29 protein-coding genes and 1 tRNA gene are annotated in these 24,987 nt (G+C 70.3%); 16 read left to right on the top strand and 14 right to left on the bottom strand.

Going from position 1 to position 24,987, the window contains the following annotated elements:
- Window position 1 precedes the first annotated feature (1 nt).
- The 4 genes from fsa to QQJ79_RS06240 all read left to right on the top strand — a co-directional run bounded on the left by fsa (window position 2) and on the right by QQJ79_RS06240 (window position 3,390).
- The gene (fsa, locus tag QQJ79_RS06255; protein WP_284222063.1) at window positions 2-655 is read left to right on the top strand and encodes a fructose-6-phosphate aldolase; all 654 of its coding nucleotides are present in this window, start codon (window positions 2-4) and stop codon (window positions 653-655) included.
- A gap of 21 nt (window positions 656-676) precedes the next feature.
- Complete coding sequence (locus QQJ79_RS06250) at window positions 677-1,384, top strand: DUF484 family protein (RefSeq protein ID WP_284222062.1); 708 nt, start codon at window positions 677-679, stop codon at window positions 1,382-1,384.
- Complete coding sequence (locus tag QQJ79_RS06245; RefSeq protein WP_284222061.1) at window positions 1,366-2,310, top strand: tyrosine recombinase XerC; 945 nt, start codon at window positions 1,366-1,368, stop codon at window positions 2,308-2,310. Before QQJ79_RS06250 ends, QQJ79_RS06245 begins: the two co-directional genes overlap by 19 nt.
- Window positions 2,311-2,382: 72 nt before the next feature.
- A complete protein-coding gene (locus tag QQJ79_RS06240; protein WP_284222060.1) occupies window positions 2,383-3,390 on the top strand; it encodes a retropepsin-like aspartic protease in 1,008 nt (335 codons plus the stop codon).
- On the opposite strand, the gene lpdA is transcribed toward QQJ79_RS06240, so the two are convergent.
- The 8 genes from lpdA to QQJ79_RS06200 form a co-directional block, all read right to left on the bottom strand.
- On the bottom strand, window positions 3,387-4,805 hold the full coding sequence (gene lpdA / locus QQJ79_RS06235) for a dihydrolipoyl dehydrogenase (protein ID WP_284222059.1): 1,419 nt from the start codon (window positions 4,803-4,805) through the stop codon (window positions 3,387-3,389). The genes QQJ79_RS06240 and lpdA overlap by 4 nt on opposite strands.
- A 117-nt stretch (window positions 4,806-4,922) precedes the next feature.
- Window positions 4,923-5,411, bottom strand: a complete 489-nt coding sequence (locus QQJ79_RS06230; RefSeq protein WP_284222058.1) for a hypothetical protein — start codon at window positions 5,409-5,411, stop codon at window positions 4,923-4,925.
- Window positions 5,412-5,476: 65 nt separating this feature from the next.
- On the bottom strand, window positions 5,477-7,264 hold the full coding sequence (locus QQJ79_RS06225) for a PAS domain-containing protein (protein WP_284222057.1): 1,788 nt from the start codon (window positions 7,262-7,264) through the stop codon (window positions 5,477-5,479).
- Window positions 7,265-7,425: 161 nt separating this feature from the next.
- A complete protein-coding gene (locus tag QQJ79_RS06220) occupies window positions 7,426-8,118 on the bottom strand; it encodes a TMEM175 family protein (protein WP_284222056.1) in 693 nt (230 codons plus the stop codon).
- 82 nt (window positions 8,119-8,200) lie between these two features.
- On the bottom strand, window positions 8,201-8,332 hold the full coding sequence (locus QQJ79_RS06215; RefSeq protein ID WP_284222055.1) for a hypothetical protein: 132 nt from the start codon (window positions 8,330-8,332) through the stop codon (window positions 8,201-8,203).
- Window positions 8,333-8,336: 4 nt separating this feature from the next.
- Window positions 8,337-8,936, bottom strand: a complete 600-nt coding sequence (locus QQJ79_RS06210; RefSeq protein WP_284222054.1) for a helix-turn-helix transcriptional regulator — start codon at window positions 8,934-8,936, stop codon at window positions 8,337-8,339.
- A 277-nt stretch (window positions 8,937-9,213) separates the two neighbouring features.
- Window positions 9,214-9,288: transfer RNA gene (locus tag QQJ79_RS06205), tRNA-Gly, on the bottom strand.
- Between the two features lie 130 nt (window positions 9,289-9,418).
- Window positions 9,419-10,201 (bottom strand): SDR family NAD(P)-dependent oxidoreductase, encoded by a 783-nt coding sequence (locus QQJ79_RS06200; RefSeq protein ID WP_284222053.1) that lies wholly within the window; start codon window positions 10,199-10,201, stop codon window positions 9,419-9,421.
- Window positions 10,202-10,258: 57 nt separating this feature from the next.
- Here QQJ79_RS06200 and QQJ79_RS06195 point away from each other — a divergent pair, with 57 nt between their 5' ends.
- Window positions 10,259-10,657, top strand: a complete 399-nt coding sequence (locus QQJ79_RS06195) for a YkvA family protein (RefSeq protein WP_284222052.1) — start codon at window positions 10,259-10,261, stop codon at window positions 10,655-10,657.
- Here QQJ79_RS06195 and QQJ79_RS06190 read toward each other — a convergent pair.
- Entirely contained in the window at window positions 10,654-11,655 is a 1,002-nt protein-coding gene (locus tag QQJ79_RS06190; protein WP_284222051.1) for an NADPH:quinone oxidoreductase family protein, read from the bottom strand. The two genes, QQJ79_RS06195 and QQJ79_RS06190, sit on opposite strands and share 4 nt — an antisense overlap.
- Window positions 11,655-12,416, bottom strand: coding sequence for a 2OG-Fe(II) oxygenase (locus QQJ79_RS06185; RefSeq protein WP_284222050.1), 762 nt, complete (start codon window positions 12,414-12,416; stop codon window positions 11,655-11,657). The genes QQJ79_RS06190 and QQJ79_RS06185 overlap by 1 nt, the downstream gene beginning before the upstream one ends.
- Window positions 12,417-12,523: 107 nt before the next feature.
- Between QQJ79_RS06185 and QQJ79_RS06180 the strand changes: the two genes are divergently transcribed.
- On the top strand, window positions 12,524-13,405 hold the full coding sequence (locus QQJ79_RS06180) for an isoaspartyl peptidase/L-asparaginase family protein (protein WP_431307575.1): 882 nt from the start codon (window positions 12,524-12,526) through the stop codon (window positions 13,403-13,405).
- A 98-nt stretch (window positions 13,406-13,503) separates the two neighbouring features.
- Window positions 13,504-14,034: a hypothetical protein gene (locus QQJ79_RS06175; protein WP_284222048.1), complete on the top strand. Its 531-nt coding sequence runs from the start codon at window positions 13,504-13,506 to the stop codon at window positions 14,032-14,034.
- Window position 14,035: 1 nt separating this feature from the next.
- Here QQJ79_RS06175 and QQJ79_RS06170 read toward each other — a convergent pair whose 3' ends face one another.
- Both QQJ79_RS06170 and acnA read right to left on the bottom strand, forming a co-directional pair.
- Window positions 14,036-14,299 carry a hypothetical protein gene (locus QQJ79_RS06170; protein WP_284222047.1) on the bottom strand — a complete coding sequence of 88 codons (264 nt, stop codon included), beginning with the start codon at window positions 14,297-14,299 and terminating at the stop codon, window positions 14,036-14,038.
- Between the two features lie 187 nt (window positions 14,300-14,486).
- A complete protein-coding gene (acnA, locus tag QQJ79_RS06165) occupies window positions 14,487-17,192 on the bottom strand; it encodes an aconitate hydratase AcnA (protein WP_284222046.1) in 2,706 nt (901 codons plus the stop codon).
- Window positions 17,193-17,393: 201 nt separating this feature from the next.
- Between acnA and ccmA the strand changes: the two genes are divergently transcribed.
- Window positions 17,394-17,993 (top strand): heme ABC exporter ATP-binding protein CcmA, encoded by a 600-nt coding sequence (ccmA, locus tag QQJ79_RS06160; protein WP_284222045.1) that lies wholly within the window; start codon window positions 17,394-17,396, stop codon window positions 17,991-17,993.
- Window positions 17,990-18,655, top strand: a complete 666-nt coding sequence (gene ccmB / locus QQJ79_RS06155) for a heme exporter protein CcmB (protein WP_284222044.1) — start codon at window positions 17,990-17,992, stop codon at window positions 18,653-18,655. The genes ccmA and ccmB overlap by 4 nt, the downstream gene beginning before the upstream one ends.
- Here ccmB and QQJ79_RS06150 read toward each other — a convergent pair.
- Window positions 18,652-20,166, bottom strand: a complete 1,515-nt coding sequence (locus QQJ79_RS06150; RefSeq protein ID WP_284222043.1) for a S41 family peptidase — start codon at window positions 20,164-20,166, stop codon at window positions 18,652-18,654. The genes ccmB and QQJ79_RS06150 overlap by 4 nt on opposite strands.
- Window positions 20,167-20,254: 88 nt before the next feature.
- Window positions 20,255-20,479 (bottom strand): alkylphosphonate utilization protein, encoded by a 225-nt coding sequence (locus tag QQJ79_RS06145; RefSeq protein ID WP_284222042.1) that lies wholly within the window; start codon window positions 20,477-20,479, stop codon window positions 20,255-20,257.
- Window positions 20,480-20,594: 115 nt separating this feature from the next.
- On the opposite strand from QQJ79_RS06145, the gene ccmC reads away from it, so the two are divergent.
- The 7 genes from ccmC to QQJ79_RS06110 form a co-directional block, all read left to right on the top strand.
- Window positions 20,595-21,317: a heme ABC transporter permease CcmC gene (ccmC, locus tag QQJ79_RS06140; protein ID WP_284222041.1), complete on the top strand. Its 723-nt coding sequence runs from the start codon at window positions 20,595-20,597 to the stop codon at window positions 21,315-21,317.
- Complete coding sequence (gene ccmD / locus QQJ79_RS06135; protein ID WP_284222040.1) at window positions 21,314-21,511, top strand: heme exporter protein CcmD; 198 nt, start codon at window positions 21,314-21,316, stop codon at window positions 21,509-21,511. Before ccmC ends, ccmD begins: the two co-directional genes overlap by 4 nt.
- Window positions 21,508-22,074 (top strand): DsbE family thiol:disulfide interchange protein, encoded by a 567-nt coding sequence (locus tag QQJ79_RS06130; protein WP_284222039.1) that lies wholly within the window; start codon window positions 21,508-21,510, stop codon window positions 22,072-22,074. Before ccmD ends, QQJ79_RS06130 begins: the two co-directional genes overlap by 4 nt.
- A gap of 34 nt (window positions 22,075-22,108) precedes the next feature.
- Entirely contained in the window at window positions 22,109-22,333 is a 225-nt protein-coding gene (locus QQJ79_RS06125) for a hypothetical protein (RefSeq protein WP_284222038.1), read from the top strand.
- A gap of 75 nt (window positions 22,334-22,408) precedes the next feature.
- A complete protein-coding gene (locus tag QQJ79_RS06120; RefSeq protein WP_284222037.1) occupies window positions 22,409-23,164 on the top strand; it encodes a DUF1223 domain-containing protein in 756 nt (251 codons plus the stop codon).
- 122 nt (window positions 23,165-23,286) lie between these two features.
- Window positions 23,287-23,943, top strand: a complete 657-nt coding sequence (locus QQJ79_RS06115; protein ID WP_284222036.1) for a hypothetical protein — start codon at window positions 23,287-23,289, stop codon at window positions 23,941-23,943.
- A gap of 11 nt (window positions 23,944-23,954) precedes the next feature.
- A partial coding sequence (locus QQJ79_RS06110) for a CHAT domain-containing protein (RefSeq protein WP_284222035.1) occupies window positions 23,955-24,987 on the top strand: 1,033 nt, incomplete at its 3' end.

Below are 24,987 nucleotides of genomic sequence, written 5' to 3'. Positions count from 1 at the left end.
CATGAAACTCTTCCTCGACACAGCCGACGTCGCCGTCATCCGGGACATGGTCCCTACCGGCATGGTGGACGGCGTCACCACCAATCCCTCGCTGATCGCCAAATCCGGTCGCAACATCGCCGAGGTCATCGCCGAGATTTGCGCCCTCGTCGAGGGGCCGATCTCCGCCGAGGCCGTGGCGACCGATTTCGAGACCATGGTGAAGGAGGGCGACAAGCTCGCCGCCATCGCTCCGAACGTCGTGGTGAAGCTGCCCCTGACCTGGGACGGGCTGCGCGCCGCGCGGGCCTTCGCCGACAAGGGCGTGAAGACCAACGTCACCCTGTGCTTCTCGGCCGCCCAGGCCATGCTGGCCGCCAAGGCGGGCGCGACCTTCATCTCGCCCTTCGTGGGCCGGCTGGAAGACCACGGCGCCGACGGCATCGGTCTGCTGGAGGAAATCCGGGTGCTCTATGACGTGCACGGCTTCGACACGCAGATTCTGGCCGCCAGCCTGCGCAACCCGGGCCACGTCAGCGCCGCCGCCGTCGCCGGCGCAGACGCCGCGACCATCCCGGCCGACGTTTTCAAGGCCCTGGTCAAGCACCCGTTAACCGACAAGGGGCTTGATGCCTTCCTGGCGGACTGGGGCAAGACGGGCCAGTCGATTTTGTAGAGTCACCTCGAGGAGAGGTCTTTGAGCGGCAAGCCTGACCCTTCCCCCAAGCTGCCGCCGGCCGAGCCTCACTGGCCCGAGATCCGCGCCTGGCTGCAGGCCAATCCCCAGACCCTGCTGGACGACCGCTCCCTGCTGGAGGAGATCGGGCTCAAGCCGCACGGCCGCAATGTCGTGGAGTTCGGCCGCGCCGCCCTGACGAGGCTGGAAGAAGCCGCCGAGCGTGAGGCCGACGCCCGCAAACGCATCGAATCCATCGCCCGGGCCAATTTCGCCGCCCAGACCCAGACCCATGTCGCCGCCCTCGACCTGATGGAGGCGCGCAATCCGTCCGATCTGGCGCGCCGTCTCGATGCGGTGGCGCAGGGGCGGTTCGGCCTGGCCGGGGCCGCCATCGCGCTGGAGAAGCCCGGCGGCGTGCCGTTCGGCTGGCGCGGACTGGAGGCCGGCGGGGTCGATTCCCTGCTGGGGGAGCACGGCCTGACCTGGCTGGGACCGAATTTCGACGGCCTGAACCTGTTCGGCGCCTCCGAGGCCGGGGTGAAATCGGTCGCCCTGATCCGCATGGCCCCGCAGTTCCCCGGCGCGGAGACGCCCGCCCGCCACGCCATCTGCGCCTTCGGCTCGCCCGAGGAGGACGGCTTCACCCCCACCATGGGCTGCGAACTGGTGGCCTTCATCGCCCGGGTGGTGGAACGGACAGCCGAGCGATGGCCGATTCTCAACTGACCGCCGACGAAGCCCTCGCGGCCTGGCTGGAGCATCTGGCGCACGAACGGCGGCTGTCCCCGAACACGCTGGAGGCCTATGGCCGCATCGGCCGACGGTACCTCGCCTTCCTCGAGCGACACCGGGGCGGGCCGCAGCGGTTGGCCGATCTGGGGACCGTGACCGCCGCCGAGGTCCGGGCCCATCTGGCCGAGCGGCGCCAGGGATCACAGGAACGGGGCGATCATCCGCTGGCCGCCCGGTCGATCAGCCAGACCCTGTCGGCCATCCGCGCCTTCCACGGCTTCCTCGACCGGCGCTGCGCCACCCCGGCGCCGCAGCTGGCCCTGGTGCGCGGTCCGCGGATCAAGCCCTCCCTGCCCCGCCCCGTCAGCGAGGACCAGGCGCGGGGTCTGTTGCAGGAAACCGACGCCGATCCGGACGCCGAGGCGTGGGAGGCCGCGCGCGACCGGGCGGTCCTGACCCTGCTCTACGGCTGCGGCCTGCGGATATCGGAGGGGCTGTCCCTGACCCGGTCCGACGCCCCCCTGCCGCAGACCCTGCGGATCATCGGCAAGGGCGGCAAGGCGCGGCTGGCCCCGATCCTGCCCGCGGTGCGCGAGGCGGTAGACGGCTATGTCGCCCTGCAACCCTTTCCCCTCGCTCCGGGGGACGCCCTGTTCCGCGCCCGCCGGGGCGGGCCGCTGACGCCCCGTCACGTCCAGGCCATGGTCCAGCGACTGCGCGGACGGCTGGGCCTGCCCGCCACAGCCACGCCGCACGCCCTGCGCCACAGCTTCGCCACCCATCTGCTGGGCGCCGGAGCCGACCTGCGCTCGATCCAGGAACTTCTGGGCCACGCCAGCCTGTCGACGACCCAGAAATACACCGCCGTCGACGCCCAGCGCCTTTTGGACGCATATTCCGCCGCCCACCCCCGAAGCTGAAGCCCCGGGCTGGTCAGCGTCACTGAACGGGGTACAGTGACGCTTAAAACCGCTGGGGAGGCGGCGCTGAGCGTGAGTGATTGTCAGGGCCTTGACCGCCGCGGCCTGATCGCCGGCCTGACCGCGGCCGTCGGCGTGGGCGCGGCCTGGCCCGCCGCGGCCCAGGACGTACCGCAGGCAGCGGAGTCCGAGGCCGAAACCCAGCCGATCCAGCTGCTGACCAACCTGTTCACCCGGGTCGGGGCGGCGGTCTTCATCGACAATCGCGGGCCGTTCACCTTCGTGATCGACACCGGCGCGGGCACCACCTCCATCGCCGACAGTCTCGCGGACCAGCTGGCGCTGCCGCCGCTCCAGCCGGTGCTGGTGCACGGCATCACCGAAGCCCGGGTCACCCGCAGCGTCGCCGTGAGCCGGCTGCAACTGAGCGGACTGGGCTTCCGCGACCTGACCTGCCCGGTCTTTCCACGCGACCAGCTGGGCGCGGACGGTCTGATCGGCCTCGACGTTCTGGGACGGTTCAGGCTTCGCTTCGATGTCGTGCGGCGCGCGGCCAGCCTCACCATGCGCGGCGTCGCCATCGTGATGGGCGGAGACATGCAGACCGGCTCGCGGATTCGCCGGGAAGGCCTGCGGGCGGTCACTGGCCGCTTCGGCCAGATGATGCTGACCCAGGTGACCGTGGACGGCCAGCCGACCGTCGCCTTCATCGACAGCGGCGCCCAGTATTCCATCGGCAACCTGGCGCTTCGGCGGGCGATCGCGGCGCGGCGCCGGGACGGCGGCCGTCTGGCGCGCTCGGTGCCCATCTATGGCGTGACCGGCCAGAGCCTGAGCGCCGATCTGGCGCGCGTCGATGACCTGCGGCTGGGCGCGACCCGGCTGGGGGCCACCCCGATGCTGTTCGCCGACCTGCACTGTTTCCAGACCCTGGGCCTGAGCGACCGGCCGGCCCTGCTGATCGGCGCCGACCTGATGGGCCGGTTCAGGGAGGTCACCCTGGATTTCCCGGCCGATACGGTGACCTTCTCCGGCCTGCGCCGCCAGTCGACGCGGACGCTGGAGCTTCCCGGAGCCTAGGCCTGCATCGTCCAGCCTTCGACGCCCATGGCCGCCTGTTTGACGGCTTCCGAGCGGGTCGGGTGCGGGTGGCAGACGCGGGCGACATCTTCCGACGATCCGCCGAAGGCCATGGCCACGCAGGCCTCGCCGATCATCTCGCCCGCCTGCGGCCCCATGATGTGGACGCCCAGGATGCGGTCGGTGGCGGCGTCGGCCAGCACCTTGGCGAAGCCGTCGGTCTCGTGGTTGATCTTGGCCCGGCTGTTGGCGCTGAACGGGAATTTCCCGACCTTGTAGGCGACCCCGGCAGCCTTCAGCTGATCCTCCGTCTGGCCGACCCAGGCGACCTCGGGCGCCGTGTAGACGACGCTCGGGACCAGGTTGTAGTCGACGTGGCCAGCCTTTCCCGCGATCAGTTCGATCACCGCCACCGAGTCCTCCTCGGCCTTGTGCGCCAGCATCGGGCCGTGGGTGACGTCGCCGATGACCCAGACGCCGTCGGCGCCGGTGCGGAAATGGTCGTTGTCGAGGAAGCCCCGCTTGTCGGGCGCAACGCCCACCGTCTCCAGACCGAGGCCGTCGGTGTAGGGGCGGCGGCCGATGGCGACCAGAACCACATCGCCCTTCAACGTCTCGGCGGCGCCGCCCGCGGCCGGCTCGACGGTCAGTTCGACGCCGTCCTTCGACGATTTCGCGGCGGTGACCTTCGAGCCCAGTTTGAACGCCATCCCCTGTTTGGTCAGGCTTCGCTGGAAGGCCTTGGCCAGGTCGCTGTCCATGCCCGGGGTGATGCGGTCCAGATACTCGACCACCGTCACCTGGGCGCCCAGGCGACGCCAGACCGAGCCCAGCTCCAGACCGATGATGCCGGCGCCGACGACGATCAGGTGCTTCGGCACGGCGGGCAGCGACAGGGCGCCGGTGGAGTCCACCACCTTGCCGTCCTCGAAGGCCACGCCGGGCAGGGGCGTCGGCTCGGAGCCGGTGGCGATGACGATGTCCTTCGCCGCGAGCGTGCGGACCGAGCCGTCGGCGGCGGTGACCTCGACCCGGCCCGGGCCGGCGATGCGGCCGCGGCCGCGAACCCACTCGACCTTGTTCTTCTTGAACAGGAATTCGATGCCCTTGGTCAGGGCGGTCACGCTCTCGGCCTTCTGGGCCATCATCTGCGCCAGATTGAGCTTCGGCGTCACCTCGATGCCGAGCCCGGCGAATTCCTTGCCCGCCATCTCAAACAGTTCGGATGCGTGCAGCAGGGCCTTGGAGGGCATGCAACCGACGTTCAGGCACGTCCCGCCCAGGGTTTCGCGCATCTCCACGCAGGCGGCGGTCAGGCCCAGCTGGCCTGCCCGGATGGCCGCATTGTACCCGCCCGGACCGCCGCCGATGATGACGACGTCATACGAGGCGCTGGGAACGGCGGTTTCGGCCATGGATTCTCTCGGGTCTGTCGTGGGCGCGGAAAGGCGCGCGGAACCTAGCGGCCCGCCCGCGAGGGTCAACCGTCAGCCCGCATATAGGAGGCTTCGCGGCCGATCCGCAGCCGGGGATCAGAAATTCAGCTGGCCCGCTTCACGCTTGCGGCGGATGCGGCGGCTCGCCACGACCACCAGCAGCCCCAGCAGGAAGACCGCGCCCAGCACCAGCCAGACCGGATCGACCGGCAGGCCGCCCATGGCCTCGGGCGCCGCCATGGTGGTGGGGCCGGCCGAGCGGGCGGCGGGGTCGCCTCCGCCCTGCTGCAGCGCCAGCCGGAGCACGGCATCGGCGATGAAGCCGAGGAAATAGGCCACGGCGGCCTTCGGATTGCCTGAACCGAGCATCAGGGCCGCGACCAGGTACAGGCCCACCGCCCCGACCCACAGGGTCCAGGCCGGCAGGAAGCCGAACAGGTCGCCGCCGGACTGGGCCTCGGCGCCCATGCGTGACGCGGCCGCGTCAGGTCCGGCGCCTTCGAGGAAGGGAGAGATGAACGGCCAGGCCAGCCAGCCGGCGTAGCCGATGACCGCCAGCACCACGATGAATCGCAACAGCTTCATAAAGAGCCTCCCGCCCCCGCGTTAACCACCATACCCCGGCCCGCGGAACGGTGAAAGGCGGCGGCTCAGGCCGCGTTGGGAAGGGTGATCGAGACCTCGGCGCCCTCGCCGGGCCTGCTGTCGATCGACAGCACGCCCCCCGACTGGCGGGCGAAGGCATAGGCCTGGGACAGGCCCAGACCCGCCGCGCCCTCGCGGGTGGTGAAGAAGGGCTCGACCGCGCGGGCGGCCAGATCGCGATCCATGCCCGGACCGCTGTCCCGCACGCTCAGACGCACTCCGCCCTCCAGCATGATCTCAAGCCGCACGGCGACCGATCCCTCGCCCGCGACGGCCTCGACGGCGTTCCGGGTCAGGCTCTGGACCGCGCCCTCGAAGGCGACGGGGTCGAGACGGACGGGCGCGGCTTCGGACGGCCCCTCGATCATCAGGTCGACGCCGGGTCCGCCGAGGGCGCGCAGGCGGGTCTCCATGCCGCGCAGCAGCACGCCGGCGTCGAGGACGCGCAGCACCGGCTCGTCGTCGCCCTGCGAGAAGGCGGTCAGGCGGCGGGTCAGCAGTTCGCCCTTCTGGCCGGCGGCCAGGGCGGCCTGGCCGATACGGCGCACCCGCGCCGGGTCGTCGGCCTGGCGCAGCATCATGTCGAGGGCGCCGGTCATCACGCCGAGCAGGGCGTTGAAATCATGGGCCAGTCCGCCGGTCAGGCGGCCGACGCTTTCCATGCGGCGGCCTCCGGCCAGTTCGGTCTCCGCGTCCTCAGCAGCCTTGCGCGCAGCAGCGTATGCGGCCTGCGCTTCCTTGCGGGCGGCGGCGGCGGCGGCGATCGCCTCCCCGGCCTGGCGGCGGGCTTCCTCGGCGGCTTCGCGCAGGGCCAGGGTCTCGTCCGAAATGGCCTCGGGCGCAGCCTCGGTTTCCACGACGACCGGTTCGGACGCCGGGGACGGGTCAGCCCGCTCGCCGGCCAGCAGCAGGGCGTCCACGCGGCCGTCGGCGTCGGCCAGCGGCAGCATGGACCAGCGGATGCCGTCCCCGGCGCCGCGGCGCGAGACGAAGGGCTCAGCCTCGCCGGCGGGAGCGGACAGGGCGGCGCGCAGGGCCTGACGGCCTTCGACCCGCTCGTCTTCCTCCAGGAACAGGTCGGCGAAGTCGCCGTCGGCCTCGGGGCGGCCCAGCACCAGCAGGGCGGTGCGGTTGGCTTCGCGCACCCGGCCGTCGGCGCCGACCACGACCAGGGCGCTGGAGGCGGCGTCGAACACCCGGCGGGTCAGGTCGTCGGACGGCGCCGCGACGGGCTCCGTCATGAACTGTTCCGGCGTCTGCAGGCCTTCGGTCTCAACGATGGCGGCGGTCGAGCCGGTGATCTGGCCCAGTTCGTTCTCGATCGGCATGGCCGTGACCGAGACCAGCATCTTGCGGCGCGAAGCCGGGTTGGCCAGCAGATGCTGGAAGCCGCGCACCGTCTGACCGCGCAGGGCGCGGGCGCTGGGCAGCAGATCCGGCGGCACGGGCCGGCCGTCCGGGAAGGTGATGCCCCAGGTAGCCGAGTGGAAGCGCAGGCCGATCAGCTCGGCGTCCTTGCGGCCGAGCAACTGGTGAGCGGCGCGGTTGGCGAAGACGAATTTGCCTTGCCGGTCGGTCTCAACCAGGGCCACGGGAATGGCGTTCAGGGTTTCGAACAGGCGTTTCTGCGAGTCCTCGGCGACGCGCTGGACCAGATCGAGCTGATCCGAGGCGCTGACGTGGCGCGTGCGGTTACGGAAGGCGAACCACAGGGCGACGAGGCCCACGATCCAGCCCACGGCGGCGACCGCCCCCAGCACCCACATCCAGTTGACCTGGCCTTCGAGAAACATGCGACCCGACTGTCCCGTTCTGGCGCCACGCGCGCCTGTCCGGGAGACACCTTGCAAACGGCGAACCGAACCCGTCCGCTTTCGCCCCGAAGGCGACCTAGCCGGGCTTGGACGCGCCGTCCAGCCTCGCTGTGCCGGATCGGGACGGGACCCTAGCCGGCCTAGCCGTTTCGGGAGCGGAGCCGGTCGACAAGGGCGAAAGCCATGATGCCCGCGGGGATCAGCCAGTAGGTCACCCCGGGGAGCCAGGGCGCCGTCGCCAGGGCCGGCGACAGGGCGACCAGGCCCGACAGCACGCCGGTCACGGCCGCCAGCGCCCAGGTGCGCGCCCATGAGCGAGCCGCCAGCCGCTCAGCCTCGGCGGCCGGATCAATCGTCGCCTGCGCCTGCCGGAACAGCAGGGCGAACAGGGTCGACAGGACCGAAAATCCGAGGCCGTAGATCAAATAGGTCCAGCCCAGCTGGTCGAAGCTGGTGATCAGCCCCGCGCCGGGCAGCCGACCGCCCGAAAGGAAATGCGCCGCCGTCTCGATCAGCAGACGCAACGGAAACACAAACACCAGAACAGCGAAGACGATGGCGAGGCTGAGCAGGGTCGCCCGGCCGTCCCTTCGCGGGCTCAGCGACGACCAGGCGCGATGGGCCAGCCAGAACATGACGATCAGGGCGAAGCCGCAGAGGAAGGCCGGGATGCGCATCAGCGCCCGGGTCAGGTCCGTGAACGACCGCAGCGGCTCGCCGCCGGCGATGATCAGCAGCGAGACGGCGAAGGCGAAGGCCGCGTCGACGAAGGCGTCCAGCCTCTGCGACTCGACCGGCCGGCCGTGGGATGACCGCTGCGTCTGGCTGCTCATAGCCCGCCCCTGACCGTCCGGCCTCCCCCCGGCCGAACGTGGAGCGTGCGCGATTCAGGGCCCGCTGACAACGGAACTGGCGTCAGTCGAAGCCGTCCCGGTCGCGGCGACGCGCCTGACGCCGCCGCCTGCGTTTGACGCTGTTCGCGATTTCGGGACTGAAGAACACCGCCATGACCAGGCCGACCACGGCTGTCGGCCCGACCCCCAGCATCGGCTCAGCCCCAACGATAGGGGAGAACAGCCGCGAACAACGTCTCGCGGTTCCTGACGCCCAGCTTGGCGTAGATGCGCCGCACATGGGTGCGCACCGTCTGGACCGAGATGGCCAGCTGGTCGGCCGCCTGATCAACCGTCAATCCATCCACCAGGTTTCGCAGAACCCGGGTTTCGGAGGACGTCAGCCTGAGATGCGCGCCGATGTCGGACCACAGGTAGCGATCGGCGTGGGCCATCGCCTGCCAGGTCAACAACCAGGCCGGCGGCGCATCCGCCGGGGCGATCGTCTCGGCCCGCACCAGCCAGCGATCCTCCACTTTCAGAGCCCAGGCGCCGACTCCCTCGTCCAGTCCCGTCAGAAAGGCCCGCAGGCTGTCTTCCTGGGCACGCAGCGGGAGAATCAACCGGTTGTCGCTCAGGCTGACAGGGCCCCGGCGTGACATCAGGGCGAGGGCCGCCGCATTCGACCACAGCACCTCCAGCTCGGCGCTGACCAGCATCTCGGCTGACCGGCCCGTGGCCGCGCGGTGGTCGAAGTAGCGGGCCGCCTCGGGCACGGCGGGGAACGATGGATAGCTCGAGGGACGCGGCGCCGACATGGGTTCCACCCTGGATTTACGGAGGGATATGAAACTATCCGGCGAAGGCACCGAGCCCCTATGCCTGCGCGTCTCAATCCGTTGGCCGGCGGTCCCGCGGAAACACTGACGAACCCGGGGCGGAAATTGAAAAGGCCCGATCTTGCGACCAGGCCTCTTCAATCGACTGGAGCGGGCGAAGAGATTCGAACTCTCGACCCCAACCTTGGCAAACTCCCGCCGCCCGGGGCGGAAATTGAAAAAGGCCCGATCTTGCGACCAGGCCTCTTCAATCGACTGGAGCGGGCGAAGAGATTCGAACTCTCGACCCCAACCTTGGCAAGGTTGTGCTCTACCACTGAGCTACGCCCGCACTTCAGTCGGAGGCGGGCGTATAGCGGACGGTCGCGACCTATCGCAAGTCCCCCATCGCACAATTCGGCGCTCAAGCAGCGAGCAACCGCGTCGCGAGCGTCAGCGCCTGCGCGAAGCGCATCCGCGCGTCAGCGCGGCGCCAATCTGATCGCGCCGTCCAGCCGGATGCATTCGCCGTTGATGTAGACGTTGCGGACCAGCTCCAGCACCAGCGAGGCAAAGTCCGCCGGCATGCCGAAACGGCTGGGAAAGGGGATGGCGGCGGCGAGGGCGTCCTGAATCTTCTGGTCCATCCCGGCCATCATCGGCGTCCACATGATGCCGGGCAGGATGGTGTTGCAGCGGATGCCTTCCTGGGCCAGGTCGCGGGCGACCGGCAGGGTCAGGGCGTAGACCCCGCCCTTTGACGCCGCATAGGCCGCCTGGCCGATCTGGCCGTCCTGGGCCGCCACCGAAGCGGTGTTGACGATCAGGCCGCGCTCGCCGTCCGCCATGGGCTCCAGCGTCACCATGCCGGCCGCCGACTGGCTCAGGACCCGGAAGGTGCCGAACAGATTGACCCGCACGGTGCGCTCGAACGCCGCCATGTCATGGGCGCGGATCTCGCCGGTGTCCTTCTTGCGGCTGACCGTCTTCTGGCCCGCGGCGATGCCGGCGCAGTTGACCGTGAGGCGCTCCTGGCCGTGGGCGGCGCGGGCCTTGGCGAAGGCGGCGGCGACCGAGGCGTCGTCGGTGACGTCGACCTTGCAGAAGACGCCGCCGATTTCAGCCGCGATGGCCTCGCCGCGTTCCTCGTTGAGGTCGAACAGGGCGACCTTCGCCCCCGTGGCCGCGATGGCGCGCGCCGTCCCCTCGCCCAGGCCCGAGGCTCCGCCCGTCACCACAGCCGCAATCGACCCGTCGAGTTTCATGGCCGGAGCCCCTATATTGAGTTTGAACCTGAGATCAGTCGCGGGGATTTAGCCGCCATGACCACGAATGCCAAACCCATGACGCCCGAAGACGCGCTGGACCCGTCCCGCGCCCTCGTGCCCTCGATCCAGCAGGTCAACGAGGTGCGTGTGCAGAGGGGATTCTGGCCCAAGATCCGGCGAACCGCGGCCCGCATCCCCTTCGCCCGGCAGGCGATCAGCGTCTGGTATTCGGCGCGCGACCCGGAGACGCCCACGGCGGCCAAGGGGATCATGCTCGGGGCGCTGGCCTATTTCGTCCTGCCCATTGACGCCATTCCGGACATCTTCGCCGGCATCGGCTTCACCGACGACGCGGCGGTGATCACGGCCCTGATCGCCACCCTGGGCGCCAATATCAAGCGGCGGCACAAGGACCAGGCCGACGCGGCGCTGGAGCGGCTCCGGCAGGACTAGCTCTCCACCGTGATCACGACCTTGCCCATCACCGACCGGTCGCCCAGCGCCTTGATGGCCTCGTGGGCGCGTTCCAGCGGGAAGGTCTGGCTGACCCGCGGGCGGATCTTGCCGTCCTCCCAGAAGCGCAGCAGGTCGGCCATATTGGCCGCGTGGGCGGCCGGATCGCGCATCACCGCCGCGCCCCAGAACACCCCGATGACCGAGACCGACTTGAGCAGGGTCAGGTTGAGCGGCAGGGACGGAATGCCGGCCGGGAAGCCGACCACCAGATAGCGGCCGTTCCAGTCCATGGCCCGCAGGGCCGGCTCGCAATAGTCGCCGCCGACCGCGTCATAGACCACGTCCGGTCCGTCGCGCCCCGACGCCAGCTTCAGCTCGCCGGACAGCTCCTTCTGGGCCGCCTTGTCCATCTTGCCCGAGGGATAGATCAGGCCGTTGTCGGCCCCGGCCTCAAGGGCGAACTGGACCTTGTCGTTGGTCGAGGCCGCGGCGATGACATGCGCGCCCATGGCCTTGCCCAGCTCGACCGCCGCGACGCCGACGCCGCCGGCGGCGCCCAGCACGAGCAGGCTCTCGCCCGCCTTCAGCTGGGCCCGATCCTTCAGCGCGTAGTACGAAGTGCCATAGGTCATCACCAGGGCGGCGGCCGTGTTGAAATCCATGGCGTCCGGGATCTTCATCACCGAGGCGGCCGGGACCGCCAGCCGTTCGACCATGCCGCCCCAGCCGGGCACGGCGATGACGCGGTCGCCCTTGCGGACCGTCGTCACGCCCTCGCCGACAGCCTCGACCACGCCCGCCACCTCGCCGCCGGGCGAGAAGGGGCGCGTCGGCTTGAATTGGTATCTGTCCTCGATGATCAGGGTGTCGGGGAAGTTGACGCCCACGGCGCGCACCTCGATGACGACCTCGCCCTTCATCGGCCGGGGATCCAGCACCTCCTCGACGACGAGGGTTTCGGGACCGCCGGGGGCCTTGGACAGGACTGCGCGCATCAAGGGGTCTTTCTCGAAGGAAGGAGGCTGAGGTCGATCTGGCGCACCCAGCCGGTGATCGACAGGCGGGGGGCTCCCGCGAAGGGGGCGACGCAGGAGACGGCGTGGGGCTGGGGCACGCGGAAGATGTTGAGCGCGTTCCAGGCCGGGGTGTAGGCCTCGGCCACATGGCCGTCGGCGTCGATGAAGTTGAGCAGGCCGCCCCAGTCCGTCCGCCAGTGCGGCGTCAGGTTGAGGACATAGGCGTAGAGCCGGCCCTTTTCGGCGGCGGAATCGTCGTGCTGGGTTAGATAGTGGCCCCGCTCATAGCGGGTCGCCTGGGCGTCGACGTAGTTGGGGCGCGGATCGCCGGTCAGGACGCGGACGAAGTCGAGGAAGGCCGGACTGTTCAGAAAGGCGTAGGCGGCCGCCAGTTCGACAGCCAGGAGCTGCCCTTGCTCCGCCAGGTCGCTGATGCGGACGCTATCGAACATGTAGTGAAAGCCGTCGCGCGCCTCGGCATGCGCCAGTTGCAGGAAACGCATCGCCTGATCGGGCGGGAAGGCCTCCAGCTGTTCGACGGGGACGTCGATGGTCTTGCCGCCGCCCATGGTCGAGCAGACCCAGAGCTTTTCCGCCGCCAGCGCCCGATGCAGCATCTCCGCCGAGGCCGGCCTGAGGAAGCCGGGGATGTGGATGCGGCCGAATTGTTTGAAGGCGGCGGTCATGGTCGACGGCTTCAGCGCGGGATCGATCTCGATCCGGGCGGAATTCGAAACCACGAAGGGCCCTGAAGCTTGCACGGATCATCCCTTGGCGCGCATGACGGGCGAAAGCGCCGCCGTCGTCCCGCGACGCTAGCGACCCTCGACCCGAGATAAAAGAGGCCCTGATGACCGGCAGACCCGCCCTCATCCTTCACGGCGGCGCCGGCGCCCGGCGCGAGCGCGACTACACCCTCGAGATCGCCCACATGGGCGAGGTCGTCGCGACCATGAAGGCGCGGCTGGACGCCGGGGCCTCGGCGCTGGACGTCGCGGTCGAGACGACGGTGTTGCTGGAGGATTCCGGCCTCTATGTCGCCGGGCGGGGCGCATCGCCCAATCTGGCCGGGGCCTATGAGCTGGACGCCAGCCTGATGGACGGCGCCACGCGCAAGGCGGGGGCGGTCGCCGCCCTTCAGGGCTTCCGCAATCCGGTTGTCGCCGCCCGGGCGGTGATGGACCGCACGCCCCACGTCATGCTGGCCGGCGAGGGCGCGGCCCTGTTCGCCCTCGACCAGGGGCTGGAGCGGATCGGCGATGAAACCGCCTGGTTCACCCAGGCCGGACAGGGCGAGGACAATCACCCGCCCGGGACCCTGGCCCACGGAACCGTCGGCTGCTGCGTGCTGGACCAGGACGGCCGGCTGGCGGCGGCGACCTCGACCGCCGGCGTGTTCGGCAAGATGCCGGGCCGGGTCGGCGACACCCCCATCCCGGGGGCCGGCAGCTGGGCCGACGGCCGGGTCGCGGTCTCGGGCACCGGACAGGGCGAGTATTTCATTCGCGTCGCCGCCTGCGTTCAGGTGAGCTGGCGCGTCGGCGCGGGCCAGACGCTCGCCGAGGCCGGCCGCGCCGTGATCGACGAGATCGGGGGCATGGGCGGCGACGGCGGCCTGATCGCGCTGGACCGCGACGGAAACATCGCCGCCCCGTTCAACAGCCAGGGCATGAAGCGGGCCTGGCTGACCCGTGACGGCGAGATCGGGGTCGAGGTGTTCGGGCGTTAGGCCCGCGCCTTACGGCGAATTAATCCCCGGCCGAACGCGGTTCATCCGGCGTTCACCGCCCGCTAAGCTAAAGCTTGTCGCGAAACCGGGAGCCGAAAATGAAGTCCGCCGCCGCCACCGCCGTCCTCGCCGCCGCCCTGCTCGCCGTCACGGCCTGTGCGCCCGTCGTCGAGGGCGGCCCGCCCATCGCCCTGCCGATCGGCCTGCAGGAAACCGCCCAGATCGGCAGCGTCACCCTGTCCACCGGCTGGCTCGATGCGGAAGAGGATTTCGCCGACACCTTCTCGGAAGAGGTCCATGAGGAGCTCCGCCGCTGCATGTGGGGCACGGCGCCGATCAACCTGCGTGTCCACATCGACGAGATGCAGCGCGCGGGCCGGCTGGAAACCCTGCTGACCGGAGAGGGCGCTCACACCCTGTCGGGCACGGTGGAGTTCGTCGATCCGGCGGACAACCGCATCCTCGGCCGCTTTCCCGTCTCGGTGGCGACCAGCGCCCAGGGCCGCCTCGGCGGCGTTCTCGGCGACCGCCAGATGATGGTCTCGGAAGAGTTCGGCCGCGCCGTCTGCGAGCAGGCCTTCGGGCGCAATCCGCGTGACCGCGGGCCGCACAACGCCACGGGCGGGTGAGCTATGTCGACGGACGGGCGCGGACAGAGGTCTGCGCCCCATATCCGACAACGCCGGCGGACTCCCGGGCCGTCCCGCGCGTATGGCCGCCGCTCATGCATCTGTAGTCCCGTCGGGCGTCGCCGGTCTGGCTGCCAGTCCGGACCAGTTCGGAGTCAGCGCTGCATTGCTCGGCCCGCTCGGCCAGCGTCAGGTCGACGGGCTCGACCGTGGCGCTGCAGGCGCCGAGGGCGAGCGACCCTCCGGCCAGAAGAATGGAAACCATCGAAACACGCATGCGTCGTCCTCCCGAAGAGGCCGGGACATCGGCCCTGACTCGGAACAGGATACCTGTCCGGGCCGCCCGTCAAGGTTGAGGCATCGAGCCTGAGGTTGCGAAACACCGGCACGCATGAACAAAAAGGGCCGGCGGATCGCTCCGCCGGCCCTCTTCTTGTCGTCCGGCCTGGGGCCTATTCGGCGTCGCCGCGCGCCAGGTTGCGCAGGACGTAGGGCATGACGCCGCCGGCCTTGAAGTAGTCCAGCTCGGTCTGGTTATCGATGCGGCAGCGGACCGGGAAGCGGGCCATCTTGCCGTCCGACGGGCGGAACAGCTCGACCCACAGGTCCTGACGCGGACGCAGCTTGCCGACATTGACGTCGGACAGGCCGCGGATGGTGACGATCTCCTCGCCGGTCAGGCCGAGACGGGTCCAGCCCTCGGCCTTGAACTGCAGCGGCACCACGCCCATCCCGACCAGGTTGGAGCGGTGGATGCGCTCGTAGCTCTCGGCCAGCACGGCGCGGACGCCCAGCAAACGGGTGCCCTTGGCCGCCCAGTCGCGCGACGAGCCGGTGCCGTATTCCTTGCCCGCGAACACGACCAGCGGCCGGCCCTCGGACTGGTAGCGCATGGCCGCGTCATAGATCGACATCGTGTCCTGCGACGGGAAGTGGCGCGTGACGCCGCCCTCGATGTCCGGCGTGATCTTGTTGCGGATGCGGATATTGGCGAAGGTGCCGCGCATCATGACTTCGTGGTGGCCGCGGCGGGCGCCGTAGCTGTTGAAGTCCAGGGCGTCGACGCCGCGGTTGGTCAGGTAGGCCCCCGCCGGCGAGGTCTTCTTGATCGAACCGGCCGGGCTGATGTGGTCGGTCGTGATCGAGTCGCCGAAGATGGCGAGCACGCGCGCCTCGACGATGTCGGTAACCGGCGCCGGCTCCATCGACAGGCCCTCGAAATACGGAGGGTTGGCGACATAGGTCGAGCTCTCGTCCCAGGCGTAGGTCTGGCCGCCCTCGACCTTGATGCCCTGCCAGTGCTTGTCGCCCTTGAAGACGTCGGCATAGCGTTTGGCGAACATGGCCGGGGTGACGCACTTCTTCTGGATGTCGGCGATCTCTTTCGAGGTCGGCCAGACGTCCTTCAGGAAGACATCCTTGCCCTTCTTGTCCTGACCGATCGGATCCTTCGAGATGTCGATCCGCATCGAGCCGGCGATGGCGTAGGCGACGACCAGCGGCGGCGAGGCCAGATAGTTGGCCTGGACGTCGGGGTTCACCCGGCCTTCAAAGTTGCGGTTGCCCGAGAGCACCGAGGCGCCGACCAGACCGTTTTCGTTGATGGCTTTCGAGATGCTGTCCGACAGCGGGCCCGAGTTGCCGATGCAGGTGGTGCAGCCGTAGCCGACCAGGTTGAAGCCCATGGCGTCCAGATCGGCCTGCAGGCCGGCGGCGGTCAGATAGTCGGTGACCACCTGCGAGCCGGGGGCCAGCGAGGTCTTGACCCAGGGCTTGACCGACAGGCCCAGCTTCTTCGCCTTGCGCGCCACCAGACCGGCGGCGATCAGGACCGACGGGTTCGAGGTATTGGTGCAGCTGGTGATGGCGGCGATGACCACGTCGCCGTCGCCGAGATCGAATTTCTCACCCTCGACCTTGACGCGCGGGGCGTCGACCGGGCGGTTGAAGACCTCGGTCAGGGCGGTTTCGAACGACGGCGCGGCGACGGTCAGCTCGACCTTGTCCTGCGGACGCTTCGGACCGGCGATCGAGGGCACGACCGAGGCCATGTCCAATTCGAGGATGTCCGAGAAGACCGGGTCTTCCGAGGTCTCGTCGATCCACAACCCTTGCGCCTTGGCATAGGCCTCCACGAGGGCGACGCGCGCCTTGTCGCGGCCGGTGGCGGTCAGATAGCCGATGGTCGCCGCCGAGACGGGGAAGAAGCCGCAGGTGGCGCCGTATTCCGGGGCCATGTTGGCGATGGTGGCCTGGTCCTCGATGGTCAGGCTGATGACGCCGGGGCCGAAGAATTCGACGAATTTCCCGACCACGCCCTTCTTGCGCAGCATCTGGGTGACGGTCAGCACCAGGTCGGTGGCCGTCGCGCCTTCCGGCAGGGCGCCGGTCAGGCGGAAGCCGACGACTTCCGGGATCAGCATGGGGATGGGCTGGCCCAGCATGGCCGCCTCGGCCTCGATGCCGCCGACGCCCCAGCCCAGAACGGCCAGGCCGTTGATCATGGTGGTGTGGCTGTCGGTGCCGACCACGGTGTCGGGATAGGCGACGGTCGCCTTGCCCTCGGCCGCGGTCCAGACGGTCTGGGCCAGATTCTCGAGGTTCACCTGGTGGCAGATGCCGGTGCCGGGGGGCACGACGCGGAAATTGTTGAAGGCCGACGAACCCCAGCGGAGGAATTTATAGCGCTCGATGTTGCGCTCGTATTCGCGCTCGACGTTCTGGTTGAAGGCGGCGGGCGTGCCGAAATGGTCGACCATGACCGAGTGGTCGATGACCAGATCGACGGGGTTCAGCGGGTTGATCTTGGTCGGATCGGCGCCGAGGGCCGACATGGCGTCGCGCATGGCGGCCAGGTCGACGACGGCGGGCACGCCGGTGAAGTCCTGCATCAGCACCCGGGCCGGGCGGAAGGCGATCTCGTGCTCGACCGAGCCCTTGTTGTCGATCCAGGCGGCGATCGCCCTGAGGTCGGCTTCGCTGACGGAAACCCCGTCCTCGTTGCGCAGCAGGTTCTCCAGCAGCACCTTCATCGAGCGCGGCAGTCGGGAAATCCCGGTCAGGCCCGCTTCCTCAGCGGCCGGAAGGCTGTAATAGGCGTATTTCTTGCGCCCGACGGTGATGTCCCGGCGGGTCTTGAGGCTGTCGACTGACGGCATGGAGAGGCTTCCTCTGGTTCACGCCGCCCGACAATCCGGTTGCACGAACGCGCGACTGACGACGGGGCGCACAGGTCCCCGCCGCGCGCGGCGAACGCCTGCTGCGGCGAGGCCGGATATAACGAGGGTTCCGGGTCGCGTCCATGTATCCACGCCAGCGGCATGGGCATTGAGAGGGGTTCGCAACTGGAGGGGTCACGGATGATTTCGGTCACCGCCCTCACCGTTTCCCGCGGCGAACGCCTGCTGTTCCGCGACCTGTCCTTTCACGTCGCCTCGGGTGAGGCCGTGGCCCTGACCGGAGCCAATGGGGCGGGCAAGACCTCCCTGCTGCGGACGCTGGCCGGCTTCATCCGGCCTGACGCCGGGACAGTGACCTTCAGCGCCGCCGATCCAGCCGAAGCCCGGGCCGGCCACCTCCACTGGCTGGGCCATCTGGACGGCCTGAAGACCGGCCGCCGGGCCCGCGAGGAACTGGCGTTTCAGGCGCGCTGGGCCGGAGCGGATGCCGACGGGATCGCCGCCGCCGTCGATGTGCTCGCACTGGAGCCCCTGCTCGACCTCGAGGTGCGCAAGCTGTCGGCCGGACAGCGCCGCCGCCTCGCCTTCGCCCGGGTGATCGCCGCGCCGCGTCCGCTCTGGCTGCTGGACGAGCCCTTCGCCCCGCTGGACGCCCGCTGGCGGGCGGCGCTCGGCCTGATGATGCAGGCGCATCTCGACAAGGGCGGCGCCATCCTCGCCGCCGTCCATGATCCGCTGCCGGTCGCGGCGCGCGCGCTCGACATCGGGGCCGGGCGATGAAGGGGCTGATGATCCTGTTCCGGCGCGAACTGGCGCTGGCCTGGTCCGGCGGCGGCGGGCCGCTGCTGGCCTGCGGGTTTTTCCTCTGCCTGACCGTGCTCATTCCGCTGGCGGCGGGGGGCGACCCGGCGGGACTGAGGCCGATTGCGGGCGGCGTCGCCTGGCTGGCCCTGGCCCTGTCGTCGATCCTGTCGCTGGAGCGGCTGTTCGAGCGCGATCTGGAGGATGGGGCGCTGGACCTGATCGCCCTGGGCCCGGCGCCGCTGGAACTGGTCGTCCTCGCCAAGGCCAAGGCCCAGTGGCTGGCGGTCGGCGTGCCCCTGGCCCTGACCGCTCCGGTCGCCGCGATCACCCTCGGCCTGCCGCCGGCGCAGGCGCCGCTGGTCCTGCTGTCGGCGCTGGTCGGATCGTTGGGCTTCGCCCTGACCGGCGCGTTGGGGGCCGCGCTGGCCCTCGGATCAAAACGCGGCGGCCTGCTTATCGCCGTCGTCGTCCTGCCGCTGTTCATACCGCCGGTCGTGTTCGGCGCGGGCGCGCTGGAGCGGGCGACCAACGGCCTCGACCCGGCCCCGGCCCTCGCCTTCCTCGCCGCCTGGGTGTTGTTCGCCGCCGTGGTCACGCCGTTCGCGGGCGCCGCGGCGATCCGCAACGCCCAGGGCTAGGGTCCGGCCGCGGCCAGCGTCCGCACCCAGGCCTGCAACGCCGCACTGTCCGTGATGTCGCCGTCGAACAGATGCGTGGGCCGATGCGGCTCGTTGTTGCCGCGCGGACGGCCGCGCCAGACCTTCATCGGGATCACCAGGGTGGCCAGGCCGCTGGGCAGGGCCGCCTCCCGAACGTCCATATAGACCGTGTCGGCCGAGGTCTCGCGGCCGATCTGGATCGCCCCGAGCGCCTTCCACAGATCCACCGCGTCGAGGCAGGCCGAGGCGCAGCCGGGGTCGGTCAGCACATAGACCGGCCCCCGAACCAGCTGCGGCGGCGCGCGACCGTTGCGCGGGCGGGACGAAGCGCTTTCCTGGTCGCGCCAATAGGGTCGGCCCGCCGCCCGGGCTTCGGTCATGCCCTCGACGATCTCACGGGCCCAGCCGATACGCTCTGCGCTCTCTCCGGCCGCCGTCCATTCATCGACATAGGTCTGGATGGCGGCGAGATTGGCGTCGGACGCGCGCCATTCGATGGCGACGGAAACCTGGGGTTCCTTGGCGTTGACCCAGTCCCGACCCCAGAGCGCGACGGCGATCTCCTTGCTCCAGTGGGAAGAGCCGCCGCCGTTGCCGCGCAGGTCCAGCACGACGAACGGCGCGGCGCGAAGCTCGGCCTGTCGGGCCTGCCAGTCGGCCATCATCGGCGTCAGGGCCTTGTGGGCGTCGCTGGCGGGATCGCCGTTGAACGAGGGCATCGACATCCAGACGCCGCCGTCGTCGAGCGTGGTCAGGCCGAACGTCGCCCCGCCCCTTTGCGCCAGCCGGGTGCGCCGGGCCGACAGGTCCGCCGGTTCGATGACCCGCCAGTCGAGCGCATAGGTCCGGGTCTCCCCCGCGCTTTCAAAGCGGCAGGACGCCATCTCGCGGATCCAGGGATTGGACGCGCTCATGAACAGCCAGTCGCCGAACAGGGCGCGCTGCGATTCGAGAAACCAGCGTCCCCGGAAGGCGCCGATCCGCTGCTCGGCCAACTGCGGCGCGGGAATCGCGTCGCAATCCACCAGACGCGCGCCGAGCGGGGGCGCCGCGGCGTCGGCCTCGTCGCGCACGGCGACCACCTGATCCGCGCCGCGGTAGACGGTGAGGAAGCCGGGCCAGCGCGTAGGGAAGCCTCGCGACTGGTCCGTCAGCCCCATCTGGACATGGCCGTCGTCGAAGCCGGCGACGAAGGCGCGCATGGCCCACCACCAACCGCCGGCGTCCGTGGTCGTTTCGGCCCGTCGCAGCGCCAGGGCCAGACCGGCGTCCACCCGGGCGCGGAACTCCGGATTCAGGCTGTCGTGGACGCCGGGATGGCTGTCGATGATGATCCCGTGCAGCGCCGTCGCATCCTGCCGCAGGGCGGCGGACCAGTCGCGAGGCGCGGTCATCCAGTCCTGCGCGGGCGCGGGGGCGGGCGCCTCCTGCGCCATGACGGGCGCGGTGATGATCAGGGCGGCGGCGGCGGCAAGAACGGCAGGTTTCATCGGCTCCCCCAAGGGTTCGCCGGCAAACTGACGAAGGTCCCGGCGCCTCGCCAGTTAAGCCTTCGTAAGGTGACGCTTCGTCCTGCTGTCAGGCCTTCTTGACGAATTCCGTGCGCAGGACGAGGCCGCGCACCTTGTCGACATTGGCCTCGATCTCGTCCGTGTCGCCGGTCAGCCGGATGTTCTTCACCAGGGTTCCGCGCTTCAGCGTCACGCCGCCCGAGCCCTTGACCTTGAGGTCCTTGATCAGGGTCACGCTGTCGCCGTCGGCCAGTATGTTGCCGTTGGAGTCCTTGGTCACATCGTCGGTCATGGCGGGGCCTTTCGGGTCGGGTCTGTCGCCGTCCTAGCACGAGGCCTGCGGCCCGGCGCCACCCCGTTATCTCCCCATATGGCGCGCGCCGCCCGGGGCCGCTAAGGAGTCGACGATGTTCGGCCTCGCCAACCCTGACCGCTTCCTGCGCTTCACCCGCCCGCTGACGCCGGTGCTGTGGGGTCTGGCCGCCATTCTGCTGGCGGTCGCGACCTGGTTCAGCTTCACCGCGCCCGAGGACTATCAGCAGGGCGATACCGTGCGGATCATGTTCGTCCATGTGCCTGCGGCCAGCCTCGGACTGATGGCCTATGGCGCGCTCGGCGTGTCCAGCTTCTTCGCCCTCGTGTTCCGCCATCCGCTGGCGGACGCCGCCGCCCGCGCCGCCGCCCTGCCCGGGGCGGCCTTCACGGCCCTGGCGCTCGTCACCGGCAGCCTGTGGGGCAAGCCGATGTGGGGGGCGTGGTGGGCCTGGGGCGACGCGCGGCTGATGTCGGTGCTGATCCTGTTCCTGTTCTACCTCGGCTATATGGCGCTGCGGGCCTCGATCGACGACGAGGCCAAGGCCGCGCGCGCCGCCGCCGTTCTGGGCCTCGTGGGCCTGATCAACCTGCCGATCGTCAAATTCTCCGTCGACTGGTGGAACACCCTGCACCAGCCGGCCTCGCTGCTGCGGGCGGACGGACCGTCGATGTCCGCCGTCTATCTGACGCCCCTGCTGACGATGATGGCCGCCTGGGCCGCCCTGTTCCTCGCCGTCTGGCTGACGTCGATCCGCACCGAGATCGTGCGTCGGCGGGTGCTGTCGATCCGCGCCCGCAGGGCCCTGGAGGCATGAGCATGTTCGACCTCGACATGGGCCGTTACGCCGCCTTCGTCTGGCCCGCCTGGGGCGTGAGCGCCATGGTTCTGGCCGCGCTCGCCGCCCGCGCCGTGATCGCCGCCCGCCGCTGGTCGGCGGAACTGAAGCGGCTGGAGGACGAGCCGCGCCGCGCTCAAGGAGTGCGAAGCACGGTAGCGCACCCGGAATGAGCCGTTGGCTGTCCATCGTCCCGCTCATTGTCCTCGTGGCGTTGGCGGCCCTGTTCATCGGCTGGTCGCTGAAGCGCGACCCGTCGATCAAGCCCGACGCCATCGTCGGCCAGCCCATCCCCGAGACCGTGCTGCCGATGCTGACAGGCGACCAGCCGGGTCCCGGCCATCTCGATCTGAAGACCGCCGGCGTCGGCAAGCCGATGCTGGTCAATGTCTTCGCCAGCTGGTGCGCGCCGTGCCGCGCGGAACACCCCAATCTGATGGCCCTCAAGGCGCGCGGCGTGGCCGTCGTCGGCGTGGCCTGGAAGGACGACCCCGTCGCCACCCGCGCCTTCCTCGATGAGCTGGGCGATCCCTATGCAATGGTGCTGGTCGATCGGGACGGCCGGGCCGGCCTCGACCTCGGCATTTCCGGCGCGCCCGAGACCTTCGCGGTCAACGCCATGGGCGTGGTGGTGGCCAAGTCCTCCGGCCCGCTGATCGACCCGGCCGAGATCGAACGGCTGGTCCAGGCCATCCAGGCCCCGCCCCGTCCCCTGCCCACGGAGCGGGGGCGTTAACCCATTTCCGACGGTTTTCATTAACCCTGTCGGCATGAGCGCGATTCGACCTCCTGCGACCTCCATCCTGTTCCCGCCGCACCCCGGTGGACAGACGCCCGTGCGCGCCTCGCGCTCGGACTTCTTCAAGGCGGCGCTGGACGCGGTGCAGGCCGGCGGCGTGGAGTCGACGACCCGCCCCGCCACGCCGGCCTCGTCAGCGGCCGTCCAGGAAGAGCGGCCGGCGCGCCCCGGGGCCCTGCTGGACATCCGCGTCTGATCATCCCCCGCGGCGTTCGGCCTTCACGCGAAAATGAGCGGCGCATTTTCGCCTCCCGTGATTAACCTCTCCGCCATGCGCGCGAGGGGCTGGATCATCCCTGCGGCGGCCCTGGCGGCCGCCCTTGTCGCGGCGGGGTCGGTGGCCCAGCCGTCGTCGGCCCGCGCCGCCCGCGAAACCGCGCCGCCCTCTGAGCCCGTGGTCATCGAACTGTTCACCGCCCAGGGCTGCGCCGGCTGTCCCGAGGCCAACGCCCGGTTCGAGTCCGTCGCGGGCGAGCCCGGCGTGATCGCCCTGACCTACGCCGTCGACTACTGGGACTATCTGGGCTGGGAGGACACCTTCGCCCGGCCCGAGTTCGCCCAGCGCCAGCGCGCCTATCGCAAACCGCTGAGGCTGCGCGATGTGGCGACGCCCCAGGTCGTGATCGACGGCCGCCGTCAGGTCGTGGGGGCCCAGGCCCCGGCCTTGCAGAGCGCCATCGACGAAGAGGCCGCCCGCCGGGTGTTTCCCCCCGAGATCGAGTTCCGCGCCGGCGGCGACCGTGTCGGCGTGGGCTCCGGCCGCGCGCCCGCCGGGGGCGCCGAGGTCGTGGCCGTGACCTTCACGCCCGGCCCGCAGGAAGTCGTGATCGCCCGGGGCGACAACCGCGGACGCACGGTCCGGCACATGAACGTCGTGCGCTCGGTGCGGACCCTCGGCGAATGGACGGGACGGCCCGCCCTCTACGCCCTGCCCGGCGCGCGTGAACCGGGTCAGGCCGTGGCGATTCTGGTCCAGGCGAAGGATGACCGGCGCATTCTCAACGGCGCTGTCCTGGCCCCGCGCTGAACCCTCGGCCGCGCCCCGGGACCGACCTTGTCAGCTTCCGTCAGTATCCCTGTTCTCGCAAAGGCCCGGACAGTGCATGATCGGCCCGCAGTCCGTGGGCCGGACAGCGGACGGGAACGGTGATGGGTATCGGCGGACGGACATGGATCGGCGCGGGTCTGGCGATCGGCCTCCTTCTCGGCTGCGCCGCCGTGGCGACCGCCGGACAGGAAGACGCCTCCATGACCCCGGCCGCACGCGGCGTGACCCAGGTCCTGACCGCCGCCGAACTGGCCGGCTGGGGCCGCGACCGCGGCGACGCCGGCGCCCTGATCATGGCGGCGCGCCTGCTGGCCGAAGTGCCGGTGCGGCAGGCCGATGGCGAGAGCCCCTTCCTGACCGCCGCCAGTCTGCTGGACGAGGCCGCGGCCATGGCCGGCGACAATCCCGGACTGGTCGACGCCATCGACCGCTTGCGCGATCCGCTGACCCGGGGCGTGCGGTCTTCGACGTTCGGCGCCGGGCCCGTGCTGACGGTGAAGTCTCTTCAGGCCCGTGAGCGCTGGGCGTTCGATGTCGAGGCGCGCGGCGGAGAGATTCTGCGCGTCGCCGCCATCGGCGACGGCGACACCAATATCGATCTGGTCGTACGCGACGCGCGCGGCGCCGTGGTCTGCCGCGACGGCTTCGGCGACCACTATCCGGTGTGCACGGTCTCCCCGCGCGCCGGCGGCCAGATGCAGGTCGATATCGTCAACCGCGGCGACGTCTGGACCAAGGTCCAGGTCCTGAGCAACTGAGGCCCGAAGGGATGAGCGCAGCCGGTATCGCAAGGTGTCTGGCTTCGGTCGCCGCAATCGCCGCCCTCCTCGCCGCCGGTCCCGCCCCCGCGCGTCAGGAGACGCCCACCGCCCTGCGCGCCGAGGCGTATGAGGCGGCGCAGTGGGCCATCGCCTCCGACGCCGCCGACGCCCTCGCGCTGGTCTCCGCCCGGTTCGCGCAAGGGGACGACGCGCTGGGCCGGCTGGCGGAGGAACGCGAGGACCTGATCGAGCGCCGCGACCGGCTGGAGCGCGAACTGGAACGGCTCTACGCCTCGGAAGACGCCGCCGCCCTGGCCGACCGAACCCGGACCCGCGCGGCCTGGGAGGCGACCGTCGAGCGGCTGCGAGGCGTCGACGCCGACATCGAGACCCGCTTTCCCGCCTATTCGGAACTGACCAGTCCCCGCGCCCTGTCGGTCGCCGAGACCCAGGCCCTGCTCGGCCCGGACGAGGGCCTGTTGCTCGTTCTGGTCAATCCCGAGGCGACCTATGTCTGGGGCCTTTCGCGCGAACGGGTCGAATGGGCCCGGGCGGAGGATCTGGGCGACGCGGCGATGACCGCGGCGGTGAACCGGCTCCGCGCCTCCCTGACCAGCGCCGGGGCCGTGCGCGGCGGTCAGGACGTCGATCCGATCCTGTTCGCCGGCCCTCAGGCCACGCCGTTCGACCGCGCCACGGCGCATCGTCTGTATACGGAGCTTGTCCAGCCCGTCGAAGCCGCCTTTGAGGGCAAGACGACGCTGATCTCGGTGGTCACCGGGGCCCTGACCGCCCTGCCGCTGTCGGTCCTGACGACCGACGCCCCGACCGGCTCCGACGCCGCGCCCCAAGCCCTGGCGGCGACGTCCTGGCTGATCGACCGTTACGCCCTCGCCACCCTGCCGTCGGTGTCCAGCCTGGAAGCGCTGCGTTGTCACCTGGTCGCCGACCCGGCGCTGCGCAGCCCCGGCTGCCCGTCGCCCCGGGGATCTGTGGCGCGGCGGGCCGACACCGGCGGCGCCCGGCTGCAGCTCGCGGCCT

Source organism: Brevundimonas denitrificans (assembly GCF_030160755.1).
GTDB classification, from domain to species: Bacteria; Pseudomonadota; Alphaproteobacteria; order Caulobacterales; family Caulobacteraceae; genus Brevundimonas; species Brevundimonas denitrificans.
This window is presented reverse-complemented; position numbering and strand designations above follow the sequence as displayed.